At 55.3% G+C, this 20,514-nt stretch carries 23 protein-coding genes; 15 read left to right on the top strand and 8 right to left on the bottom strand.

Translation table 11 applies throughout. The features are described from left to right. The 3 genes from flgA to flgN form a co-directional block, all read left to right on the top strand. Positions 1-226 (top strand): flagellar basal body P-ring formation chaperone FlgA (flgA, locus tag AA74_RS0118695; RefSeq protein ID WP_025913001.1); only part of this gene is annotated, 226 nt, incomplete at its 5' end. Positions 227-319: 93 nt separating this feature from the next. Continuing rightward, positions 320-613 carry a flagellar biosynthesis anti-sigma factor FlgM gene (gene flgM, locus AA74_RS0118690; protein ID WP_008500817.1) on the top strand — a complete coding sequence of 98 codons (294 nt, stop codon included), beginning with the start codon at positions 320-322 and terminating at the stop codon, positions 611-613. A gap of 4 nt (positions 614-617) precedes the next feature. Beyond that, positions 618-1,043: a flagella biosynthesis chaperone FlgN gene (gene flgN / locus AA74_RS0118685; RefSeq protein ID WP_008500818.1), complete on the top strand. Its 426-nt coding sequence runs from the start codon at positions 618-620 to the stop codon at positions 1,041-1,043. Between the two features lie 59 nt (positions 1,044-1,102). Here the strand turns inward: flgN and murJ are convergent, their stop codons facing one another. The 4 genes from murJ to rimJ form a co-directional block, all read right to left on the bottom strand. Then, positions 1,103-2,638 (bottom strand): murein biosynthesis integral membrane protein MurJ, encoded by a 1,536-nt coding sequence (gene murJ, locus AA74_RS0118680; RefSeq protein ID WP_025913000.1) that lies wholly within the window; start codon positions 2,636-2,638, stop codon positions 1,103-1,105. 129 nt (positions 2,639-2,767) lie between these two features. Then, entirely contained in the window at positions 2,768-3,691 is a 924-nt protein-coding gene (locus tag AA74_RS0118675; RefSeq protein WP_025912999.1) for a Gfo/Idh/MocA family protein, read from the bottom strand. Between the two features lie 2 nt (positions 3,692-3,693). Continuing rightward, positions 3,694-4,344, bottom strand: coding sequence for a YceH family protein (locus AA74_RS0118670; protein ID WP_025912998.1), 651 nt, complete (start codon positions 4,342-4,344; stop codon positions 3,694-3,696). Between the two features lie 9 nt (positions 4,345-4,353). Then, positions 4,354-4,938 (bottom strand): ribosomal protein S5-alanine N-acetyltransferase, encoded by a 585-nt coding sequence (rimJ, locus tag AA74_RS0118665; RefSeq protein ID WP_008500822.1) that lies wholly within the window; start codon positions 4,936-4,938, stop codon positions 4,354-4,356. A gap of 236 nt (positions 4,939-5,174) precedes the next feature. Between rimJ and mdtH the strand changes: the two genes are divergently transcribed. The 9 genes from mdtH to AA74_RS0118620 all read left to right on the top strand — a co-directional run bounded on the left by mdtH (position 5,175) and on the right by AA74_RS0118620 (position 11,853). After that, a complete protein-coding gene (gene mdtH, locus AA74_RS0118660; RefSeq protein WP_008500823.1) occupies positions 5,175-6,383 on the top strand; it encodes a multidrug efflux MFS transporter MdtH in 1,209 nt (402 codons plus the stop codon). Between the two features lie 123 nt (positions 6,384-6,506). Continuing rightward, positions 6,507-7,067, top strand: a complete 561-nt coding sequence (locus AA74_RS0118655; protein WP_025912997.1) for a lipoprotein — start codon at positions 6,507-6,509, stop codon at positions 7,065-7,067. 127 nt (positions 7,068-7,194) lie between these two features. Beyond that, the gene (gene pyrC / locus AA74_RS0118650; protein WP_025912996.1) at positions 7,195-8,241 is read left to right on the top strand and encodes a dihydroorotase; all 1,047 of its coding nucleotides are present in this window, start codon (positions 7,195-7,197) and stop codon (positions 8,239-8,241) included. Between the two features lie 74 nt (positions 8,242-8,315). Continuing rightward, positions 8,316-8,561 carry a DNA damage-inducible protein I gene (gene dinI / locus AA74_RS0118645; protein WP_008500826.1) on the top strand — a complete coding sequence of 82 codons (246 nt, stop codon included), beginning with the start codon at positions 8,316-8,318 and terminating at the stop codon, positions 8,559-8,561. A 274-nt stretch (positions 8,562-8,835) separates the two neighbouring features. Then, a complete protein-coding gene (bssS, locus tag AA74_RS0118640) occupies positions 8,836-9,090 on the top strand; it encodes a biofilm formation regulator BssS (protein WP_008500827.1) in 255 nt (84 codons plus the stop codon). Between the two features lie 116 nt (positions 9,091-9,206). Beyond that, on the top strand, positions 9,207-10,325 hold the full coding sequence (solA, locus tag AA74_RS0118635; protein ID WP_008500828.1) for an N-methyl-L-tryptophan oxidase: 1,119 nt from the start codon (positions 9,207-9,209) through the stop codon (positions 10,323-10,325). A 59-nt stretch (positions 10,326-10,384) separates the two neighbouring features. Further along, positions 10,385-10,498, top strand: coding sequence for a DUF2770 family protein (locus tag AA74_RS01000000122320; protein WP_021240776.1), 114 nt, complete (start codon positions 10,385-10,387; stop codon positions 10,496-10,498). Positions 10,499-10,706: 208 nt separating this feature from the next. Then, positions 10,707-11,273, top strand: coding sequence for a cytochrome b (locus tag AA74_RS0118625; RefSeq protein ID WP_023292797.1), 567 nt, complete (start codon positions 10,707-10,709; stop codon positions 11,271-11,273). Between the two features lies 1 nt (position 11,274). Then, positions 11,275-11,853 (top strand): YceI family protein, encoded by a 579-nt coding sequence (locus AA74_RS0118620; protein WP_008500830.1) that lies wholly within the window; start codon positions 11,275-11,277, stop codon positions 11,851-11,853. 41 nt (positions 11,854-11,894) lie between these two features. Here AA74_RS0118620 and AA74_RS0118615 read toward each other — a convergent pair whose 3' ends face one another. Then, complete coding sequence (locus AA74_RS0118615) at positions 11,895-12,944, bottom strand: rhodanese-related sulfurtransferase (protein WP_008500831.1); 1,050 nt, start codon at positions 12,942-12,944, stop codon at positions 11,895-11,897. Between the two features lie 221 nt (positions 12,945-13,165). Here AA74_RS0118615 and AA74_RS0118610 point away from each other — a divergent pair, with 221 nt between their 5' ends. The 3 genes from AA74_RS0118610 to AA74_RS0118600 all read left to right on the top strand — a co-directional run bounded on the left by AA74_RS0118610 (position 13,166) and on the right by AA74_RS0118600 (position 15,924). Continuing rightward, a complete protein-coding gene (locus tag AA74_RS0118610) occupies positions 13,166-14,092 on the top strand; it encodes a Kdo(2)-lipid IV(A) acyltransferase (protein WP_008500832.1) in 927 nt (308 codons plus the stop codon). Positions 14,093-14,235: 143 nt separating this feature from the next. Beyond that, positions 14,236-15,453 (top strand): multidrug efflux MFS transporter MdtG, encoded by a 1,218-nt coding sequence (gene mdtG, locus AA74_RS0118605; protein WP_025912995.1) that lies wholly within the window; start codon positions 14,236-14,238, stop codon positions 15,451-15,453. A 96-nt stretch (positions 15,454-15,549) separates the two neighbouring features. Next, on the top strand, positions 15,550-15,924 hold the full coding sequence (locus AA74_RS0118600) for a MysB family protein (protein WP_008500834.1): 375 nt from the start codon (positions 15,550-15,552) through the stop codon (positions 15,922-15,924). 6 nt (positions 15,925-15,930) lie between these two features. Here the strand turns inward: AA74_RS0118600 and AA74_RS0118595 are convergent, their stop codons facing one another. From AA74_RS0118595 to mdoG, 3 genes are all read right to left on the bottom strand, one after another. Continuing rightward, on the bottom strand, positions 15,931-16,158 hold the full coding sequence (locus AA74_RS0118595) for a YceK/YidQ family lipoprotein (protein ID WP_008500835.1): 228 nt from the start codon (positions 16,156-16,158) through the stop codon (positions 15,931-15,933). A gap of 84 nt (positions 16,159-16,242) precedes the next feature. Further along, entirely contained in the window at positions 16,243-18,771 is a 2,529-nt protein-coding gene (gene mdoH / locus AA74_RS0118590; RefSeq protein WP_021240786.1) for a glucans biosynthesis glucosyltransferase MdoH, read from the bottom strand. Further along, on the bottom strand, positions 18,764-20,317 hold the full coding sequence (gene mdoG / locus AA74_RS0118585; RefSeq protein ID WP_021240787.1) for a glucans biosynthesis protein MdoG: 1,554 nt from the start codon (positions 20,315-20,317) through the stop codon (positions 18,764-18,766). The genes mdoH and mdoG overlap by 8 nt, the downstream gene beginning before the upstream one ends. Positions 20,318-20,514: the final 197 nt, after the last annotated feature.

Raw genomic sequence — 20,514 nt, 5'->3', positions numbered from 1 at the left:
CGCGCCAGGCCAGCCGATACAGATCTCCATGCTGCGTCAGGCATGGCGGGTAAAAGCAGGCCAACAGGTGATGGTGGTGGCCAACGGAGATGGCTTTAGCATCAACAGTGAAGGGAAAGCGTTGAACAATGCCGCGGTGGCGCAAAACGCCCGCGTCAGAATGTCCTCAGGCCAGGTGGTGAGCGGAACCGTCGATGCTGATGGGAATATTCTGATTAACCTATAATCTTTTTAAAGATTTCGCGGCGCGTGCCGATAAATATTCCACTAATGATGATGTCAGGCGCAAACGCCGCGAACCCTCGATGAGGACAACACTATGAGCATTGATCGTACATCAGCCCTGAAGCCGGTAAGCGCTGTACAACCTCGCGAAACGAATGACGCAACGGCGCAGAAAACGCGTCTGGAGAAACCGTCAACGTCCAACAGCACCAGCGTGACCCTGAGCGACGCGCAGGCAAAACTGATGCAGCCGGGCAGCAACGATATCAATATGGAACGTGTTGAAGCGCTGAAAACGGCTATTCGTAACGGTGAGCTGAAAATGGATACCAGCAAGATCGCTGACGCCCTGATTCAGGAAGCACAGAGTTTCTTACAGAGTAACTAACCGTATGAGTCGACTGTCAGAAATACTGGATCAAATGACGGTTGTCCTGAACGACCTGAAAACGGTAATGGACGCTGAACAGCAGCATCTCTCTTCCGGTCACATCAACGGCAGCGCGCTGCAGCGTATTACTGAAGACAAAAGTTCGCTTCTGGCAACGCTGGATTATCTGGAGCAGCAGCGACGCGCTGAGCAAGATCCTAAGCGCAGCGCCAATGACGATATTATTGAGCGCTGGCAGACCATTACCGAAAAAACTCAGCACCTGCGCGATCTTAACCAGCATAACGGCTGGCTACTGGAAGGACAGATTGAGCGTAATCAGCAGGCGCTTGAGGTGTTGAAACCGCATAAAGAAACCGGACTGTACGGTGCGGATGGTCAGACGGCGACGGCGCGTATTGCAGGTGTGAAAAAGATTTCGATTTGACGCTTAAGCGACTCATCATGCAGTGGGGAGCACCATGAGGTGAACTCCCCTTTTGGCGTTTATGCCGTCCGGCGGGCAAACTCTTTGACTTTGAAACCCAGCACCGCGAGCGTGGCAAAGTACGCCACCACACCAACGCACACCACGGCCATCAGGCGCATCAGGCGATAAGGCATCGTGCCCAGGGACCACTCCGGCATCACGTGCATCATGCCAAGCAGCGCGGCAGACATCACCAGTACCGCAACGATCAGACGCACCAGGAAACTGCCCCAACCCGGCTGCGGCGTGAAAATATCCTGCTTGCGCAGCTGCCAGTACAGCAGGCCGGCATTCAGACAGGCCGCGAGACCAATCGATAATGACAGGCCGGCATGTTTCAGCGGACCAATAAACGCCAGGTTCATCAGCTGCGTCATAATCAGCGTCACGATGGCAATTTTTACCGGCGTTTTGATGTCCTGACGCGAGTAAAAGCCCGGCGCCAGCACTTTCACCACGATCAGCCCCATCAGTCCCACCGAGTAGGCAATCAGCGCGCGCTGGGTCATGGCGGCATCGAAGGCGGTGAATTTCCCGTACTGGAAGAGCGACACCGTCAGCGGTTTGGCCAGAATACCCAGCGCCACCGCGCTTGGCAGGGCCAGCAGGAAGCAGAGACGCAGGCCCCAGTCCATCAGGCGGCAATACTCATCATGATTGCCGCTGGCAAAACTTTTCGACAGCGACGGCAGCAGGATGGTCCCCAGCGCCACGCCCAGCACCCCGGACGGAAACTCCATCAGGCGGTCGGCATAGTACATCCAGGAAACCGAGCCGGACACCAGGAACGAGGCAAAGATGGTGTTGATAATCAGCGAGATCTGGCTGACGGAGACGCCGAGAATGGCGGGCCCCATCTGCTTGATGACGCGCATCGCCCCGGCATCTTTGAGGTTGATGCGCGGCAGCACCAGCATGCCGATTTTTTTCAGGTGCGGCAGCTGATACGCCAGCTGCAGCAAGCCGCCGACGGTGACCGCCCAGGCCAGCGCCAGCACCGGCGGGTTGAAGTGCGGGGCGGCGAACAGGGCAAAGCCGATCATGCTGACGTTAAGAAACGTCGGCGCAAACGCCGGTACAGAGAAGCGGTTCCAGGTATTGAGGATCGCCCCCACCAGCGAGGCCAGCGAGATCAGCAGAATATAGGGGAAAGTAATGCGCAACAGCTGCGAGGTCAGGGCAAACTTGTCGGCCGTATCGGCAAAGCCGGGCGCGGTCACCATAATCACCCAGGGCGCGGCCAGCATCCCGAGGACGGTCACCACCGCCAGCGCCAGCGTCAGCAGGCCGGAGACATAAGACACAAAGACGCGCGTGGCGTCCTCGCCCTGCTTGCTTTTATATTCCGCCAGGATCGGGACGAATGCCTGAGAAAACGCCCCCTCCGCAAAAATACGACGCAGCAGGTTCGGTAATTTGAACGCGACGAAAAAGGCGTCCGTGGCCATCCCTGCACCAAATACCCTTGCCACAATGGCGTCGCGCGCAAAACCCAGCACGCGGGAAAACATGGTCATCGAGCTGACGGCCGCCAGCGATTTTAATAAGTTCATTAACGTGAATTTCCAGAACCATACGGATTTCCAGGACGGGCAAGCGTAAGCGCCACCCGGCAAAGCCTACAAGCGGCGCTTAGTCTACCCGGATTTCAACGAATTACTATCCGCAGATGTTACAGCGAGTTATTCACTCATGGCCTCGCGCCAGAGCCTTTCCACAATGCGCTGCGCCATGATGGCCTGCTCACCGGACGTTTCAGGAACCGTCTGATTTTTCACGCAGGTGATGAAGTGGCGGGCGCAACCGGCAAAACCGCGCTGTTCAAGCGTGCTCTGCCAGCCAGGCGCGGGGAGCGTCATCACGCCGTTGCCCTTCTCTTCCCGCCATTCACGCATGTCGGTAATGTCGTACAACGCCCCGTCGGTGACGGCCTGGACGCATTCTCGCTGGCTGCCGGCACGACGATGCATGCTGGTAGTTACCTGCAGATGGTCAATCGCGAAATGGTGTTCTGCATAGACCATTTCACCCTGCTCGTTCGTGAGCAGCGTGCCACTTTGCAGCTGCGCGTTGCTACCGGCGAGCCACAGCGCCGTATCCACAACGTGGAGATAATCATCCAGCAGCGTGAAGCGCAGATCGTTTGGCCCGATGCTGTCCGTGCGGTGTTTATCCATCCGCAGCGAGGCAAGCGTGCCCGACTGTGCCTTAAGCTGCTGGTAAAGGGGCGCGAAGCGGCGGTTAAAGCCGACCATCAGCGTCAGTTTTTTACGCGCCGCCAGTTTAATCAGGCGTTCCGCGTCCGGAACATTTTCCGCCAGCGGTTTATCCACGCAAACGTGAACGCCCGCATTGAGCAGCTCGCTCACGACCTGATAGTGGGTAGACGTTGAGGTATGCACAAAGACCGCATCGCACTCGCGGGCCAGATCCTGAAGCGATGCCGCATACGGCATACGCCAGGTTTCGCAGATCCGCTCGGCCTTCTCGCGCGTGGGTGACCATGCCCCTTGCAGCGTCCAGTCCGTCGCTGCCCCAAGAACCGGCAGCCAGGCTTTTTGTGCAATACCGCCCAGCCCTACTACGCCAATGCGTAATTTTTTCACCGTCAGTCTCCCAAATGTGCCAGCAGGGCATCCAGACGCTGTTTCAGCCCGGCAACCTCTTCTTCCAGCGCCGCTACGCGGGCAACCAAATCATCATCTACGGCCGTTATGTCGGTTGCACTGGATTTAACTGAACTATCAACGTCACCGCTGAACAGGTGCATATAGCGGCTTTCACGCTTGCCCGGCTCGCGCGCCAGACGCACCACGTAAGGACCGTCTTCACGCGCGGCCAGCCCTTCCAGAGTTTGCTCGACCTCCTGCATGTCGCTGAACTCATGCATACGGGAAGCGCGCGTGCGCAGTTCTCCCGGCGTCTGCGCTCCGCGCAGCAGCAGCGTGGTGATGACCGCCACTTCCGCACTGCTCAGCTTCAGGTCACCGAATTCGGAGTTACAGAAGCGCTGTTCGTATTTGGTCACGCGGTTGCCGAAGCCGCTGACGGTGCGCAGATAGTGGCGTTTGACCAGCGCATCCAGCACGTCCTGAACCTCATGCTCGCTGAGGTTCATCACCGGCTCGCGGTTGGTCTTCTGGTTGCAGGCCATGGTCACGGCGTTGACGGACAGCGGATACTGCTCCGGCGTGGTGACCTGTTTTTCGAGTAAGCACCCAATCACGCGCGCTTCTGTACCGTTTAGCTGATACTTCATCTTTTCTCCTTAACGACCTGCAGTCCAGTCCCGGGTGGTTAATGCCGTCAGAACGTGGTCGCGCCACTCTCCGTCTATCAGCAGATAGTCTTTGGCGTAACCCTCTTTCTCGAACCCTAAACGCGCCAGCAGATTTCCGCTGCGCTGGTTATGCGGCATATAGTTCGCCATAATGCGATGAATGTGCTGGGTGCGTTGCATATAGCGGATCGCTACCGTCAGCGCCTCGTACATCAGCCCCTGCCCCTGCCACTTCTGGCCGATGGAGTAGCCCAGATAGCAGGCGTGAAACGATCCCCGCACCACGTTTGAAAAATTGGCGATCCCGATAATCTCTTTCTCTTCAGGATCCAGCAGCGCGAAATAAAACGCGCTGCCCTGCTTGTGAAATTCCGTAATCATGCTGAGGCGCGCCTGCCAGCCGGAAGGGTAACAATGGCTCTCATCCCGAACGGGTTCCCAGGGTTTTAAAAACTGGCGATTCTCGGCGTAATAATCCGCCAGACGCCAGGCATCACGCTCATGCACCAGACGAACGACCAGCCTGTCCGTTGTCAGACGCACTTTTGGCACATTACTGCGATAGCCAAACATCGATACCACTCCTTCCCGTCACTTCAGCTTGCCCATTAGCTTTACTATACCTGCGCCTGCGCCGTCTGTGAAAACAGTGACATACCATTTTCACCTCTTTTCACATTTTTCGATGAGAACTCTCTATCAAAGCACCCTTTTGATAAAAAAATATTGTCACGTGCAGGGGTGGGAAAAAACGCGGCGACACCGCAGAATGTTAGCGTGCTCACCATCTTATTTTCCCTGGAGGGAAAATGTCCCGCGTATCACAGGCCAGGAGCCTGGGTAAATATTTCCTGCTCGTCGATAACATGCTGGTCGTGCTCGGCTTTTTTGTCGTTTTTCCGCTTATTTCGATCCGCTTTGTCGATCAGATGGGCTGGGCGGCATTAATGGTCGGCATTGCCCTGGGGCTACGCCAGTTTGTCCAGCAGGGCCTGGGCGTCTTTGGCGGGGCCATCGCCGACCGCTTTGGCGCGAAACCGATGATCGTCACCGGTATGCTGCTGCGCGCGGCAGGGTTTGCCACGATGGCGGTCGCCCAGGAGCCCTGGCTGCTCTGGTTCTCCTGTTTCCTCTCCGGTATCGGGGGCACGCTGTTCGATCCGCCCCGCACCGCGCTGGTGGTAAAGCTGATTCGCCCGCAGCACCGCGGCCGTTTCTTCTCGATTCTGATGATGCAGGACAGCGCCGGGGCGGTTATCGGCGCCCTGCTGGGAAGCTGGCTGCTGCAGTATGATTTCCGTCTGGTCTGCGCGGCTGGGGCGGTGCTCTTTATGCTGTGCGCGCTGTTTAATGGCCTGTTCCTGCCGGCGTGGAAACTGTCGACGGTGAAAGCGCCGGTTCGGGAAGGGCTGGGCCGCGTTCTGCGCGACAAACGTTTTGTCACCTATGTGTTGACCCTGACGGGATATTACATGCTGGCCGTGCAGGTCATGCTGATGCTGCCGATCATGGTTAACGACATTGCAGGTACCCCTGCGGCGGTGAAATGGATGTACGCCATCGAAGCCTGCCTGTCGTTAACGCTCCTCTATCCGATTGCCCGCTGGAGCGAGCGGCGTTTTCGCCTGGAGCATCGCCTGATGGCCGGACTGTTCCTGATGACGCTGAGCATGATGCCGATCGGCCTGGTGAACACGCTCCAGCAGCTGTTTACGTTGATTTGCACGTTCTATATTGGCTCGATCATCGCCGAGCCTGCCCGCGAAACGCTAAGCGCCTCGCTTGCGGATGCGCGTGCACGCGGCAGCTATATGGGGTTCAGCCGACTGGGGCTGGCGCTTGGCGGGGCATTAGGTTACGCCGGCGGCGGCTGGTTGTTTGATGCTGGCAAAGCGTTAAATCAACCTGAACTTCCGTGGATGATGCTGGGCGTGGTGGGCTTTATGACGCTACTCGCCCTGTGGTGGCAGTTCAGCCAGAAACGCAGCGCGAGCGGCATGCTCGAGCCTGGCGCGTAGCCTTTCCCTCGGGCGGGAGCCCTTCCCGCCCCACTTCTCAGTTTTTTCTGCTGGTTTCTGCCCATTCACGCTGACATACTGGCGTAACAGGACAGAAGCGCCGATTTTTCGTTGAGGAACACTATGAAGAAAATTGTCTTAGCCGCGGCATTGATTGTCAGCGGCCTGCTGGTTGGCTGTAACCAGCTCACGCAATACACCGTCAGTGAACAGGAAATTAATCAGGCGCTGGAAAAACATAACAATTTCTCGAAAGACATTGGCGTACCGGGTCTTGCCGATGCGCATATCGTGCTCACAAACCTCACCAGTCAAATCGGACGTGAAGAGCCAAACAAAGTCACCCTGGCCGGTGATGCGGACCTCGATATGTCCTCCCTCTTTGGCAATCAGAAAGCCAACATCCAGCTCAAGCTGAAGGCACTGCCTGTTTTCAACAAAGAGAAAGGGGCGATTTTCCTGCAGGAGATGGAAGTGGTCGACGCGAAGGTGTCTCCGGACAAGATGGCGCCAGTTCTGCAAACCCTGATGCCCTATCTGAATCAGTCGCTGCGGAATTACTTTAACCAGCAGCCCGCGTACGTCTTAAGTGAAGACAAAAGCAAGGGTGAAGCTCTGGCGAAAAAATATGCAAAAGGTATAGAGGTGAAACCGGGCGAAATTATCATTCCTTTCACCGATTAACCTGAAGGGCGCTGCGGCGCCCTTTTTTTTCACGGAAAAGTGTGCAAACGAAAACGTTTCCGCTTATGATTTGTGTCCGGCAAAAACAGCCATCCTTATGACTGATTCCTGACAAGCCGGAGCTTCCATGACTGCACAACCCCAGGTTCTTAAAATCCGCCGCCCTGACGACTGGCATATCCATCTGCGTGATGGCGATATGCTGAAAACCGTCGTGCCTTATACCAGCGAAATTTATGGCCGCGCGATTGTCATGCCTAACCTGGTGCCACCAGTCACCACCGTCGATACCGCGATAGCCTATCGCCAGCGCATTCTCGACGCCGTTCCTGCGGGACACGATTTTACCCCGTTGATGACCTGCTATCTGACCGATTCACTGGATCCGAACGAAGTGGAGCGCGGATTTAACGAAGGCGTCTTTACGGCAGCGAAACTCTACCCGGCGAATGCCACCACCAACTCCAGCCACGGCGTCACCAGCATTGATGCCATTATGCCGGTGCTGGAACGCATGCAGAAACTGGGTATGCCGCTGCTGGTTCACGGCGAAGTAACGCATGCCGAGATTGACATTTTCGACCGCGAAGCCCGTTTTATCGAGACCGTGATGGAGCCTTTGCGCCAGCGCCTGCCGGCGCTGAAGGTGGTCTTCGAGCATATCACCACCAAAGACGCGGCAGAGTACGTGCGTGACGGCAACGATCTTATCGCCGCCACCATTACGCCACAGCACCTGATGTTTAACCGTAACCACATGCTGGTGGGCGGGGTGCGCCCTCACCTCTACTGCCTGCCTATTCTTAAGCGCAACATCCACCAGCAGGCGCTGCGCGAGCTGGTCGCCAGCGGGTTCTCCCGCGCGTTCCTCGGTACCGATTCCGCGCCTCACGCCCGCCATCGTAAAGAGGCAAGCTGCGGCTGCGCGGGCTGCTTCAACGCCCCAACGGCGCTTGCCAGCTACGCAACCGTGTTTGAAGAGATGAACGCGCTGGAACATTTCGAAGCGTTCTGCTCCCTTAACGGCCCGCGCTTCTACGGCCTGCCGGTCAACGACACCTTCATCGAACTGGAGCGTAAAGCGAGCCACGTTGAGGAGTCCATTGCGCTGACGGACGACACGCTGATTCCCTTCCTGGCGGGTGAAACCGTAAGCTGGACGGTAAAACGTTAAAAAATCAGTGCCCCTTGTTGTCAAACTGATAATATACCTGTATAAATAAACAGTATATTACACAGGGGGCATTTATGCGTATTGAAGTCACCATAGCCAAAACTACCGTTCTGCCTGCCGGCGCGCTTGATGCACTGGCAGGCGAATTATCCCGTCGTATTAACAACACCTTTCCCGACAACGCGGGTGCCGTCACGGTGCGTTACGCCGCGGCGAACAACCTCTCCGTCATTGGCGCCGCAAAAGAAGATAAAGATCGCATCAGCGAAATTCTCCAGGAAACGTGGGAAAGCGCTGACGACTGGTTCATCACGGATTAACACTGCTCCCTCATTGTGTTTTTTTGCCGGGTCGCCCCGGCTTTTTTTTGCCTCATAATCCTGTAAGTTCAAAATAATTCGGCATCTTCTTTAAAAATCGTGAACGAGATGGTGTTTTATTGTTCGAACAATCCTAAAAAGCAGAAAAATGTGTTGCCACCTGTTTATTTTTCCCTTCGGAACCCTTATTACTTGGTATACTGAAGTTGCTTTCAGAAAAACATGCATTGAACCTCAAAGCCGTTGTCTTCTAACACGCATTAAGGGGGTTATAATGGAAAAGAATAGTGAAGTCATCCAGACCCACCCACTTGTTGGCTGGGATATCAGTACCGTAGATAGCTACGATGCGCTGATGCTGCGTTTGCACTACCAGACCCCAAATCAACTCAACCGTGAAGAAGCGGAAGTTGGACAGACGCTGTGGCTAACAACAGACGTCGCCCGTCAGTTTATTTCTATTTTAGAAGCAGGTATTGCAAAAATAGAATCTGGCGACTACCAGGAAAATGAGTATAAACGGCACTAAGCTTATGCCCACTTTTCTCTCTACAGGCACCCTCGCGGTGCCTTATTTATTTCTCCCTTGTCTAACCCCGCGTTGTTAATTACTCTGCTAACAAAACATCAGTTTATGAGATGCATATGAGATACGACTTAATCATTATTGGCAGCGGCTCCGTAGGATCTGCCGCAGGCTATTACGCAACACAGGCAGGTCTGAAGGTTCTGATGATCGATAGCCATCTGCCTCCTCATGCGGAAGGCAGCCATCATGGCGATACCCGCCTCATCCGCCATGCGTACGGTGAAGGTGAACGCTACGTTCCGCTGGTGCTTCGCGCCCAGACGCTGTGGGATGAACTGGCGAAACAGACCGAAGATCGTATTTTCGAACGTACGGGCGTCATCAACCTGGGTCCGGCACATTCTGCGTTTCTCGCTGGCGTCGAACGCAGCGCGAAAGCGTTTAATCTGGACGTTGAGAAGCTGGACGCGACGGGCATTACCGCACGCTGGCCCGAAATTACCGTCCCGGACGATTATATTGGCCTCTTTGAAGCCCACTCCGGGGTGCTCCATTGCGAAACGGCGATCAAAACCTGGATCGAGCTTGCTGCGAAGGCAGGCTGCGCGCAGCTATTCAACTGTCCGGTAGAGGCCATCACCCATGATGATAATGGCGTCACGGTCACCACTATTGACGGCGATTATTCAGCGTCCCGCCTGCTGGTCAGCGCAGGTACCTGGGTTACCCGCCTGCTGCCCGATCTGCCGATCCAGCCGGTGCGCAAGGTCTTCTCCTGGTTCCAGTCGGATGGCCGTTACAGCGCCCAGAATAAATTCCCGGCCTTCACCGGCGAATTACCCAACGGCGACCAGTTCTACGGCTTCCCGTCAGAAAAAGACGCGCTGAAAATCGGTAAACACAACGGCGGCCAGGCGATCTCCTCCCCTGAAGAGCGTAAACCTTTCGGCGCCTTCCCACAGGATGGTTCAGAGGCCTTCTCGTTCCTGCGCACTATTCTTCCGGGCATTGGCGGCTTGCTGTATGGCGCGGCCTGTACCTACGACAATACGCCGGATGAAGACTTTATCATTGATACGCTGCCGGGGCATGACAACACCCTGCTCATCACCGGACTGAGCGGCCACGGCTTTAAGTTTGCTTCCGTTCTGGGTGAAATCGCCGCGCAGTTTGCCCAGGGCATTGCGCCGCAGTTTGATCTGACGCCCTTCTCCCTCTCGCGTTTTAACGGATAATCCGCACGGGCTCCGGAGGTCACGGGGCCCGCTTCATTCACACCGCATGTTGGGGCGTTATGCGCAAGATCGTTAGCTTTCTGATGAATAATATTCGCGAGCATTTTATGCTCTATCTCTTATTGTGGGCGCTGCTGGCCATTATTGATTTTGTTTACATTGTATTTTACTGAAAACCCAGACTGACAATAATTGACATTACTTTATCTTTATTGAAACTTATAATTTCATCTTGCACGAAGAGATTGAATTAGCGCTAGCGATCCTTTTCAAAATTGCTGAAATAAATAAAATAAAAATCAATAGCCAATTATTTCAGTTGCAATATCCCGCCTTCCCGTTCATTTTTACTTTCCGGTTAATTTGAAAATGGACATTCTGATGCAATGGCGTAACTCCTCCCGGCGCTATGGAATAATATCCATAGGTTTGCACTGGATATTTGCTCTTGCCGTCTACGGTATGTTTGGACTTGGACTCTGGATGGTCACGCTCAGCTATTACGATGGCTGGTATCACCAGGCGCCGGAATTGCATAAAAGTATTGGTGTCCTGCTGATGCTGGGTCTGGTTTTCCGCGTGATCTGGCGGCACATTTCCCCACCGCCCGGCGCGCAAAAGACTCACAGCAAATTTACCCGCGTCAGTGCAGTCGCCGCGCATATTGCCCTTTATGCGCTGCTGTTTGCCATCCTGATTAGCGGCTATCTTATTTCGACGGCTGACGGTAAGCCGATTAACGTTTTTGGCCTGTTCGAGGTTCCGGCAACCCTTAGCGATGCCGGCGCTCAGGCCGACACGGCGGGGGTTGTTCACCTCTGGCTCGCCTGGAGCGTGGTGATTCTGTCCGTGCTGCATGGGCTTGCCGCCCTCAAACACCATTTTATTGATAAAGACGATACGCTAAAGCGCATGCTTGGCCGCTCGTCAGTTGACTCTGGAGCATAAAATGAAAAAACACCTGCTGGGTATCGCACTGGGTTCTCTGTTATTCACCGCCGGCTCCGCCGTGGCGGCGGATTATAAAATAGATAAAGAGGGCCAGCACGCTTTCGTCAATTTCCGTATTCAGCACCTGGGATATAGCTGGCTGTACGGCACCTTTAAGGATTTTGACGGCACATTCACCTTTGACGAAAAAAATCCCGCAGCCGATAAAGTCAATGTGACCATTAATACGAACAGCGTCGACACGAACCACGCAGAGCGCGATAAACACCTGCGCAGTGGGGAATTCCTCAACGTCGCGAAATTCCCGCAGGCGACCTTCACTTCTACTGAGGTGAAGAAAGAGGGTGATAAGCTGAATATTACCGGCAACCTGACGCTTAACGGCGTAACCAAACCGGTCACGCTTGATGCGAAATTACTGGGCCAGGGTGACGATCCGTGGGGCGGTAAACGCGCAGGCTTCGAAGCGGCAGGGAAAATTCACCTGAAAGATTTTAATATCACAACGGATTTAGGCCCGGCGTCTCAGGACGTGGAGCTGATTATTTCCGTTGAAGGTGTACAGCAGAAATCCTAATAACGTCGCCCGGCAGGCTTTCAACGTGCCGGGCGTTATTATCATTCCGGGTCAGGGATACCCAGTTTGGTATTCAGACGACCGCGAGATTTATTGAAAATCTTGTTGCCGTTTTCACGTCCTGCGCGACGGCGACGCTGCTCTTCTTCCGGCAGGATGCTCTCTTCACTGCACAGCTCGCTACAGCAACCGTTAAACTTCTCAGCACAGGCCGGGCACTGAATGAACAGCAGATGACAACCGTCGTTTTTGCAGTTGGTGTGGGTATCGCACGGCGCGCCGCACTGGTGGCACTGGGCGATGACGTCATCCGAAATACGTTCACCCATACGCTCGTCAAAGACAAAGTTTTTCCCGATAAAGCGTACCGGCAGCCCCTGTTCACGGGCGCGGCGAGCGTACTCAATAATGCCGCCTTCAATGTGCCAGACTTTATTGAAGCCGTTGTGCTTCATCCACGCGCTGGCTTTCTCACAGCGGATACCGCCGGTGCAGTACATAACGATCTTTTTATCTTTATGCTCCTGCATCATCTCAACCGCTTTCGGCAACTGCTCGCGGAAGGTATCCGCCGGAATCTCCATCGCATTCTCGAAATGCCCCACTTCATACTCATAGTGGTTACGCATATCGATGAACACGGCATCCGGATCGTCCAGCATCGCATTCACTTCCGCCGCCTTCAGGTATTCACCGACGTCCGCCGGGTTAAACTCAGGATCGTCGATACCGTCCGCCACGATGCGTTCACGCACCTTCATGCGCAGCACCCAGAAGGATTTCCCGTCATCATCAAGGGCAATGTTCAGGCGTAAGCCGTTAAGGGCCGGGTCAAATTGATAAAGTACGTCGCGGAAGGCGCTGACTTTGCTTTCCGGTACGCTAATCTGCGCGTTGATGCCTTCACGGGCAAGGTAGACGCGGCCGAAGACGTTCAGCGCCGTGAACGCCTGATAAAGCGCATCTCGGGTTGCCTGCGGATCGTCGATCGTGAAGTATTTATAGAATGAGATGGTTGTGCGCGGTTCGGTTTCAGCCAACATACGCGCTTTTAACATCTCGTTCGAAACGCGGTTGTGTAACACTGGCATGGTGTACAGTCCTGGAGTCGTTAGAGAGAATGAAAAATCGGTCGGCATCATATAGCAAACAAAACCAATTTACATCCACACAATTTACGCTACATTTCACACACCCTGATTAATCAGGATTAACAATTGCTGTATTCGTGCACGCTTCGAAAGCAGATATTTTGGCTACGCCTCAAAAAATGAGACACTAGCGAAACAGGACGTTTGAACACAGGAAAGACATGACCCAGTTACCAAAATTTACTGCCGCCCTTTTGCATCCCCGCTATTGGTTGACCTGGCTTGGCATCGGCTTTTTATGGCTTCTGGTACAGCTTCCCTACCCTGTTATTTTTCGGTTGGGTAAATTTCTGGGCCGTTTCGCACAACTGTTTATGAAGCGTCGCGCCAGAATCGCATACCGCAACCTTGAGCTGTGTTTTCCGCAGATGAGCGACTCAGAGCGTCACAATATGGTCGCGAAGAACTTCGAATCCGTTGGGATGGGCCTTATGGAAACCGGCATGGCGTGGTTCTGGCCGGACAAACGCATGGCTCGCTGGAGCGAGGTAACGGGAACCGGCATGGATCCTGTACATACGCTTCAGGCCAACCAGACGGGCGTTCTGCTGATCGGCGTCCATTTTCTGACGCTGGAAATCGGGGCGCGTATGTTCGGCATGCAGGCGCCCGGCATTGGCGTTTATCGCCCTAACGATAACCCAGTCATCGATTTAATCCAGACCAACGGCCGCATGCGTTCCAACAAAAGCATGATCGACCGTAAAGATCTGAAGGGAATGATCCGTGCGCTGAAATCCGGCGAAGTGGTCTGGTATGCCCCCGACCACGACTATGGCCCACAGGCCAGCGTTTTTGTCCCCTTCTTCGCCGTTGAAGAGGCCGCCACAACCACCGGTACCTGGATGCTGGCGCGGATGTCCAAAGCCGCCATCGTACCCTTTGTTCCCCGCCGCAAGCCTGACGGTTCGGGCTACGAGTTGATGATGCTGGAACCGGAACTCGCGCCGCCGCTTGACGATGCAGAAACCACCGCGCGCTGGATGAACGGTATCGTAGAGAAATGCATCATGCTCGCACCCGAGCAGTACATGTGGTTGCACCGCCGCTTTAAAACGCGGCCAAAAGGCACGCCGTCCCGCTATTGATTTTCAGGATGCGATCCTCAGGGTCGCATCCTGTTTTAGCTTTAAAAGCTCCCCCTCATTGCGGCAATCATAACCCAGGCGCATAATTAGCAGGCTTATTACTTCTTGCTTCAGGTGCTCAGCACCTCATTATGCGGATTGTTATGTCACCTTCAGATGCCCCCATAAACTGGAAGCGTAACCTCACGGTTGCGTGGCTTGGCTGTTTTCTCACCGGCGCGGCGTTTAGCCTGGTCATGCCTTTTCTGCCGCTCTATGTTGAACAGCTGGGCGTGACGGGCCATAGCGCGCTCAATATGTGGTCCGGCCTGGTATTCAGCATCACGTTCCTGTTCTCCGCGATAGCCTCGCCCTTCTGGGGCGGCCTTGCCGACCGCAAGGGGCGTAAAATCATGCTGCTGCGCTCAGCGCTGGGGATGGCCATTATCATGGCGTTGATGGGCGTGGCGCAGAACGTCTGGCAGTTCCTGATTTTGCGCGCGTTGCTGGGTTTGCTGGGAGGATTTATTCCCAATGCCAATGCCCTGATTGCCACGCAAATTCCTCGCCATAAGAGCGGCTGGGCGCTGGGTACGCTCTCAACCGGCGGCGTAAGCGGTGCCCTGCTGGGGCCACTGGCCGGCGGACTCATGGCCGATAGCTATGGCCTGCGTCCGGTGTTCTTTATCACCGCCTGCGTGCTGTTCCTGTGCTTTGTTGTCACCCTGCTCTGTATTCGGGAAAACTTCACGCCCGTTGCGAAGAAAGAGATGCTACACGCCAGGGAGGTGCTGACCTCGCTTAAAAATCCCAGACTGGTGCTGAGCCTGTTCGTGACGACCCTGATTATTCAGGTCGCAACCGGATCGATTGCCCCTATCCTCACGCTGTACATCCGCGATCTGGCGGGCAACGTCAGCAATATCGCGTTTATTAGCGGGCTGATTGCGTCCGTGCCCGGGGTGGCGGCGCTGCTTAGCGCGCCGAGGCTGGGGAAACTGGGGGACCGCGTCGGTCCGGAAAAAATTCTGATCAGTGCGCTGGTGATCTCCGTCCTGCTGCTGATCCCCATGTCGATGGTGCACTCTCCGTGGCAGCTGGGCTTACTTCGCTTTTTGCTTGGTGCCGCAGACGGGGCGTTGCTGCCCGCCGTACAGACCCTGCTGGTTTACAACTCCACGAACCAGATTGCCGGGCGGATCTTCAGCTATAACCAGTCATTTCGCGACATCGGTAACGTCACCGGACCGCTTCTCGGGGCGAGCATCTCCGCCAGCTTCGGTTTTCGCGCCGTCTTTATCGTGACGGCGGGCGTGGTACTGTTTAATGCAATTTATTCGTGGTTCAGTTTATCCCGCGCGCTACGGCCAGTGGCGGAATAAGACGAACGCCTGACGCTTATTTTCGCATTCATACTTGCAGAATCGGATATTAAGCTATTCTTTCCCTGAAACCTTCTGGAAAACAGGGAGACACCAATGACCATGTACGCCACGCTGGAAGAAGCTATTGATGCCGCTCGTGAAGAGTTCCTCGCCGACAACCCCGGCGTTGAAGAAGAAGATGCTGACGTGCAACAACTTAATATCCAGAAATACGTTCTGCAGGATGGGGATATTATGTGGCAGGCCGAATTCTTTGCCGATGAAGGTGAAGAAGGGGAATGCCTGCCGGTCCTGAGCGGTGAAGGTGCGCAGGCCGTCTTTGATGGCGACTATGATGAAATCGAACTGCGGCAGGAATGGCTGGAAGAGAACACATTGCACGAGTGGGATGAGGGCGAATTTCAGCTCGAGCCACCGCTGGATACGGAAGAAGGTCAAACCGCAGCCGATGAGTGGGACGAGCGTTAATTTACGCTACTCGTAAGGGCCGTGGCTGGCATCGATCGGCAGCAGCAGCGTGTCGAAAATTAGCGAGAATGGCAGATCCAGCACGGTGAGGTAGCGCCATGCGGAGTCTCGGAGATCCCATTTCACACCCGGGTAATACTGATTCCCGTGGCCCTGCCCTGGAATGGTGCGGCTGATGATGCTGCCGCAGCCGCTGAGCAGGCATGCCATCAGAACGACGATGATGATTCTCATGAGTAACCTCTAAAAAAATACCGGCGATTATGCCGGTATTTTAGTTGGCGGGAGGCGCTTCGCTTACCCGCTCTACTTAACCACTTACTTCGCCTTCAACGCCAGCGGGTTCAGCTTCAGTTCTTTATAGTAGTTTACCCACGAAGAGTATCTCTCCGGAGCGGACCATACGCGGTAGTGAAGACGCGCCATCGTAACCGGGTCGCTCAACAGGACCAGACGACGGTCACGGTTGAGTTTTTCCGGGGTCTCGTTCAGCGCCTGCTCAACGTGACGATCGCGGGCAATCTCCAGCACCTGGCTGGCACGGTGACGCGCCGTCGCCATTGCCGTCGCCAGGGCGTTGAATGACGGGTTAAACACGGCGTGCATAAAGCCGTCATCCAGCGTGCGATTGCGGTTCTGCTCGAGATAACGATCGGTGTCTACCAGCACCTGCGGCGGGGAATACTCTTCCGGGATCAGGAACAGCTTCCAGCGTTTGGTCCGCAGCCCCACCGTCGAACGGCTGGAGATGACGGAGACAAACGGCGACAGGATCAGCGAGAAGACAATCGGCGCCAGCCAGAACAGGAAGCGCAGATCCAGCCACGCCATCCCTGCCGCCCACACCAGACCCAGCAGCAGCTGAGAACCATGGCGCATAAAGGCTTCGCTCCACGGCGTGGAGTCGTCATCACGCTGCGGTGAGTTCCAGACCACTTCCCAGCCCAGGAACGCACTGACCACGAACACGGTGTGGAACAGCATACGCACCGGTGCCAGCAGCACGGAGAACAGCACTTCCAGCAGCAGTGAAAGGGTCACGCGGAAGAAACCGCCGTACTCTTTCGAGCCTTTGCACCAGATCAGGATAATGCTGAGCAGCTTAGGCAGGAACAGCAGCACCATGGTGGAGGCAAACAGCGCAATCGCCAGCTCCGGACGCCACTGCGGCCACACCGGGAACAGCTGGCGCGGCTGCAGGAAGTATTGCGGCTCCGTCAGGGCATGGACGACCTGCAGCGCTGTGGAGAGCGCAAGGAACATAAACCACAGCGGTGCGGAGAGATAAGACATCACGCCCGTCAGGAACACCGCGCGGTGAACCGGGTGCATCCCTTTCACCAGGAACAGGCGGAAGTTCATCAGGTTACCGTGACACCAGCGGCGGTCACGCTTGAGCTCGTCCAGCAGGTTCGGCGGCAGCTCTTCGTACGATCCCGGCAGGTCGTAGGCAATCCAGACGCCCCAGCCAGCACGACGCATCAGCGCCGCTTCCACGAAGTCATGTGACAGAATAGAACCGGCAAACGAACCCTCGCCCGGCAGCGGCGCCAGCGCACAGTGCTCAATGAACGGCTTCACGCGGATGATGGCGTTGTGACCCCAGTAGTGGGATTCACCCAGCTGCCAGAAGTGCAGGCCCGCCGTGAACAGCGGCCCGTAAACACGGGTGGCGAACTGCTGACAGCGCGCATAGAGCGTGTCCATACCGGACGCTTTTGGCGAAGACTGAATGATACCCGCGTTCGGGTTGGCTTCCATCAGACGCACCAGACCGCTCAGGCAGTCACCGCTCATGACGGAGTCAGCATCCAGCACCACCATGTAGCTGTACTGGTTACCCCAGCGGCGGCAGAAGTCATCGATGTTACCGCTTTTACGCTTCACACGACGGCGGCGGCGGCGGTAGAAGATCTGCCCTTCGCCCTGCACTTCTGCAATCAGCTCCATCCACGCTTTTTGTTCTGCCACGCAGATATCCGGGTTGTAACTGTCGCTCAGGATGTAAACGTCGAAATGCTCCGCGTTGCCGGTCGCCTTCACGGACTCCCAGGTGGCACGCAGGCCCGCAAACACGCGGTCAACGTCTTCGTTACAGATAGGCATAATCAGCGCGGTACGGTGCTCAGGATTGAGGGGTTCATCCCCGACCGTTGACGCCGAAATGCTGTATTTGTCACGCCCCATCAGCAGCTGCAGGAAGCCCATCAGCGCGGTCCAGAAACCGGCCGAGACCCAGCAGAAGAGAACCGCGAACAGCAGAAGGATGCCGCTCTGCAGGATATACGGCAGCAGCTGCATGAAGGAGACCCAGAGATCCTGGCCCATCATGTCCATCGGGTTGATGAACGCCCAGCCCTGATACGGCAGGATGGTTTTCATATACCAGGTCGCGACGACCGTCTGCGCCAGCGTCAGCAGCAGCAGGATGTAGCGACGGATGGTCCCCACGGTACGCCATTTCTGTTCGGAAGCCTGCTCTTCTTTCGTCAGGCGTGACAGATAGCGCGGCGTCACATCACGCCCGCGCAGGCGATCCCAGAAGCGGCCCACCGGGTTGGTGCGCCACGGATCGGGGAACATTGAGGAACGCGTGGCCTTCGGCATCGCCTGAAGCTGATCGCGCCCTTCGTCGTCTTTAATCAACTGCCCTTCTGCCAGCGAGTCCGGCCAGGCCTGCTCCAGACGTGCCTTTACTGACCCCAGCGGCGTATCATCATCACGGGAAAACTGACGATGTTCACCATCCAGCGCGGTGTGAACCGCGCGGATGTCGCTCTTAGGCAGTGCCGCTTTTTCGATATCCGTCAGCGGCATGGCATCAATATATTCAGATGTATTATTCATTGGCAGGTAGCTGATAGCTCCAGGTTTCACTCAGCGGCTGATCGTTACTGACCAGCGCAGCACGCATTTCAGTGGTCTGTTTCGGATCTTTCACTTTCACGCGCAGGGTCAGACGCCAGCCTTTGGTTACCGGGTTGTAACGCACGGTATTTTCAACGATTTCACCGTTATCACCGATGCTGGCCTGAGCGGCAACGGCGGTGTCCGGTGACAGTTTCTTCATATCCTGGCCTGTAAAGTCCACGACAAAGGCCACGGTACCGTCAGGCTGACGGATAAGATTAGACTGCTTCACATCACCCGTTGAACGGCGAGTCTGCATCACATACGCGTTATCCGGCGCATGCAGCTTATCTTCGTCGCGGCTGAAGGTGATGGTGTACTTGAAGTTCATCTCTTTACCGGCTTCCGGCAGCTGATCCGGCGTCCAGTAAGCCACGATGTTATCGTTGGTTTCGTCGTTGGTTGGAATCTCAACCAGCTCAACCTTACCTTTACCCCAGTCACCGTTTGGCGTGACCCAGGCGCTTGGACGCTGGTCATAGCGGTCGTCCAAATCTTCAAAGCGGGAGAACTGACGGCCACGCTGTAGCAGGCCAAAACCTTGCGGGTTTTCCATCGCGAAGCTGCTCACCGCCAGATGTTTCGGGTTGTTCAGCGGACGCCAGATCCACTCTCCGTTACCGGCATGAATAGACAGACCGTTGGAGTCGTGCAGTTCCGGGCGGAAGTTAGTGGCCGGAGACGGCTGGTTCGGCCCAAACAGGAACATGCTGGTCAGTGGTGCAACGCCCAGTTTGCCCACTTTATCACGCAGGTAAACCTTGGACTGCACGTCAACCACGGTGTCACGACCCGGCATAATCACAAAGCGATAGGCGCCGGTCGCACGCGGTGAATCCAGCAGCGCGTAAATGGTCAGACGTTTATCCGTTGGTTTTGGACGTTCAATCCAGAACTCACGGAAACGTGGGAATTCTTCACCTGATGGCAGCGCGGTATCAATCGCCAATCCGCGCGCAGAAAGCCCGTATACCTGCCCCGCGCCAATCACGCGGAAATAGCTGGCACCCAGCATGCTGACGATTTCGTCGTTTTTATCTTTGCTGTTGATCGGGTAAAGCACCTTAAAGCCTGCGAAGCCCAGGTCTTTCACCGTATCTTTATCGTGTTGCACATTGCCAAAATTGAAGTAATCCGGGCTGTATTTGATCTTACGTACCGCTGTGGCCGTCACTTCGTTGATGGCAACAGGCGTGTCGAAATACATACCCTGATGATAAAACTCAAGCTTGAACGGGGTCTTGATGTTGCTCCAGTAGGCTTTGTCGTGATTGAACTGGATCTGCTGATAGTCCGCATATTTCATATCGCGGAAAACGGAGGGCAAGTTACTTTTCGGCGCTTCGTAGCTCTTGCCAGCCATCGATTTTGCCTGTTTTGCGACATCGTCGATGTTAAAGGCCAGTGCCGATGAGGTATACAGTGATAACACCACTGCAGCACCTAACCAACGCATTTTCATCATCTGTGGTTTATGTTTCATAATAAGTAAGCACTTCCCCCTTTGTGTGCTTATATCGATCCGATCCATTTTAATGGAAACTCAGGCAATCCGACAACATTATCACTGCTTTGTTCAGCTGCTGGCTCATGGTTTAAGCAAATGAAAGAACCCATTATTCACTTTGCGTGCTTATCCTGGAGACAGGGTGTCGGTCTTGGTGTAGGGTTGCTTTCGAA

The sequence above is a fragment of the Enterobacter sp. 5-4 genome, from assembly GCF_000612205.1.
GTDB lineage: Bacteria > Pseudomonadota > Gammaproteobacteria > Enterobacterales > Enterobacteriaceae > Enterobacter > Enterobacter roggenkampii.
Note: the sequence above shows the minus strand (reverse complement) of the source record. Positions and strands in the feature narration are given on the sequence as shown.

Bases quoted from the DNA above. Each gene is read 5' to 3' on its own strand.
- flgM (WP_008500817.1), top strand. From the start codon at position 320: ATGAGCATTGATCGTACATCAGCCCTGAAGCCGGTAAGCGCTGTACAA.
- flgN (WP_008500818.1), top strand. From the start codon at position 618: ATGAGTCGACTGTCAGAAATACTGGATCAAATGACGGTTGTCCTGAAC.
- murJ (WP_025913000.1), bottom strand. From the start codon at position 2,638: ATGAACTTATTAAAATCGCTGGCGGCCGTCAGCTCGATGACCATGTTT.
- AA74_RS0118670 (WP_025912998.1), bottom strand. From the start codon at position 4,344: ATGAAGTATCAGCTAAACGGTACAGAAGCGCGCGTGATTGGGTGCTTA.
- rimJ (WP_008500822.1), bottom strand. From the start codon at position 4,938: ATGTTTGGCTATCGCAGTAATGTGCCAAAAGTGCGTCTGACAACGGAC.
- mdtH (WP_008500823.1), top strand. From the start codon at position 5,175: ATGTCCCGCGTATCACAGGCCAGGAGCCTGGGTAAATATTTCCTGCTC.
- AA74_RS0118655 (WP_025912997.1), top strand. From the start codon at position 6,507: ATGAAGAAAATTGTCTTAGCCGCGGCATTGATTGTCAGCGGCCTGCTG.
- pyrC (WP_025912996.1), top strand. From the start codon at position 7,195: ATGACTGCACAACCCCAGGTTCTTAAAATCCGCCGCCCTGACGACTGG.
- dinI (WP_008500826.1), top strand. From the start codon at position 8,316: ATGCGTATTGAAGTCACCATAGCCAAAACTACCGTTCTGCCTGCCGGC.
- bssS (WP_008500827.1), top strand. From the start codon at position 8,836: ATGGAAAAGAATAGTGAAGTCATCCAGACCCACCCACTTGTTGGCTGG.
- solA (WP_008500828.1), top strand. From the start codon at position 9,207: ATGAGATACGACTTAATCATTATTGGCAGCGGCTCCGTAGGATCTGCC.
- AA74_RS01000000122320 (WP_021240776.1), top strand. From the start codon at position 10,385: ATGCGCAAGATCGTTAGCTTTCTGATGAATAATATTCGCGAGCATTTT.
- AA74_RS0118625 (WP_023292797.1), top strand. From the start codon at position 10,707: ATGCAATGGCGTAACTCCTCCCGGCGCTATGGAATAATATCCATAGGT.
- AA74_RS0118620 (WP_008500830.1), top strand. From the start codon at position 11,275: ATGAAAAAACACCTGCTGGGTATCGCACTGGGTTCTCTGTTATTCACC.
- AA74_RS0118615 (WP_008500831.1), bottom strand. From the start codon at position 12,944: ATGCCAGTGTTACACAACCGCGTTTCGAACGAGATGTTAAAAGCGCGT.
- AA74_RS0118610 (WP_008500832.1), top strand. From the start codon at position 13,166: ATGACCCAGTTACCAAAATTTACTGCCGCCCTTTTGCATCCCCGCTAT.
- mdtG (WP_025912995.1), top strand. From the start codon at position 14,236: ATGTCACCTTCAGATGCCCCCATAAACTGGAAGCGTAACCTCACGGTT.
- AA74_RS0118600 (WP_008500834.1), top strand. From the start codon at position 15,550: ATGACCATGTACGCCACGCTGGAAGAAGCTATTGATGCCGCTCGTGAA.
- AA74_RS0118595 (WP_008500835.1), bottom strand. From the start codon at position 16,158: ATGAGAATCATCATCGTCGTTCTGATGGCATGCCTGCTCAGCGGCTGC.
- mdoH (WP_021240786.1), bottom strand. From the start codon at position 18,771: ATGAATAATACATCTGAATATATTGATGCCATGCCGCTGACGGATATC.
- mdoG (WP_021240787.1), bottom strand. From the start codon at position 20,317: ATGAAACATAAACCACAGATGATGAAAATGCGTTGGTTAGGTGCTGCA.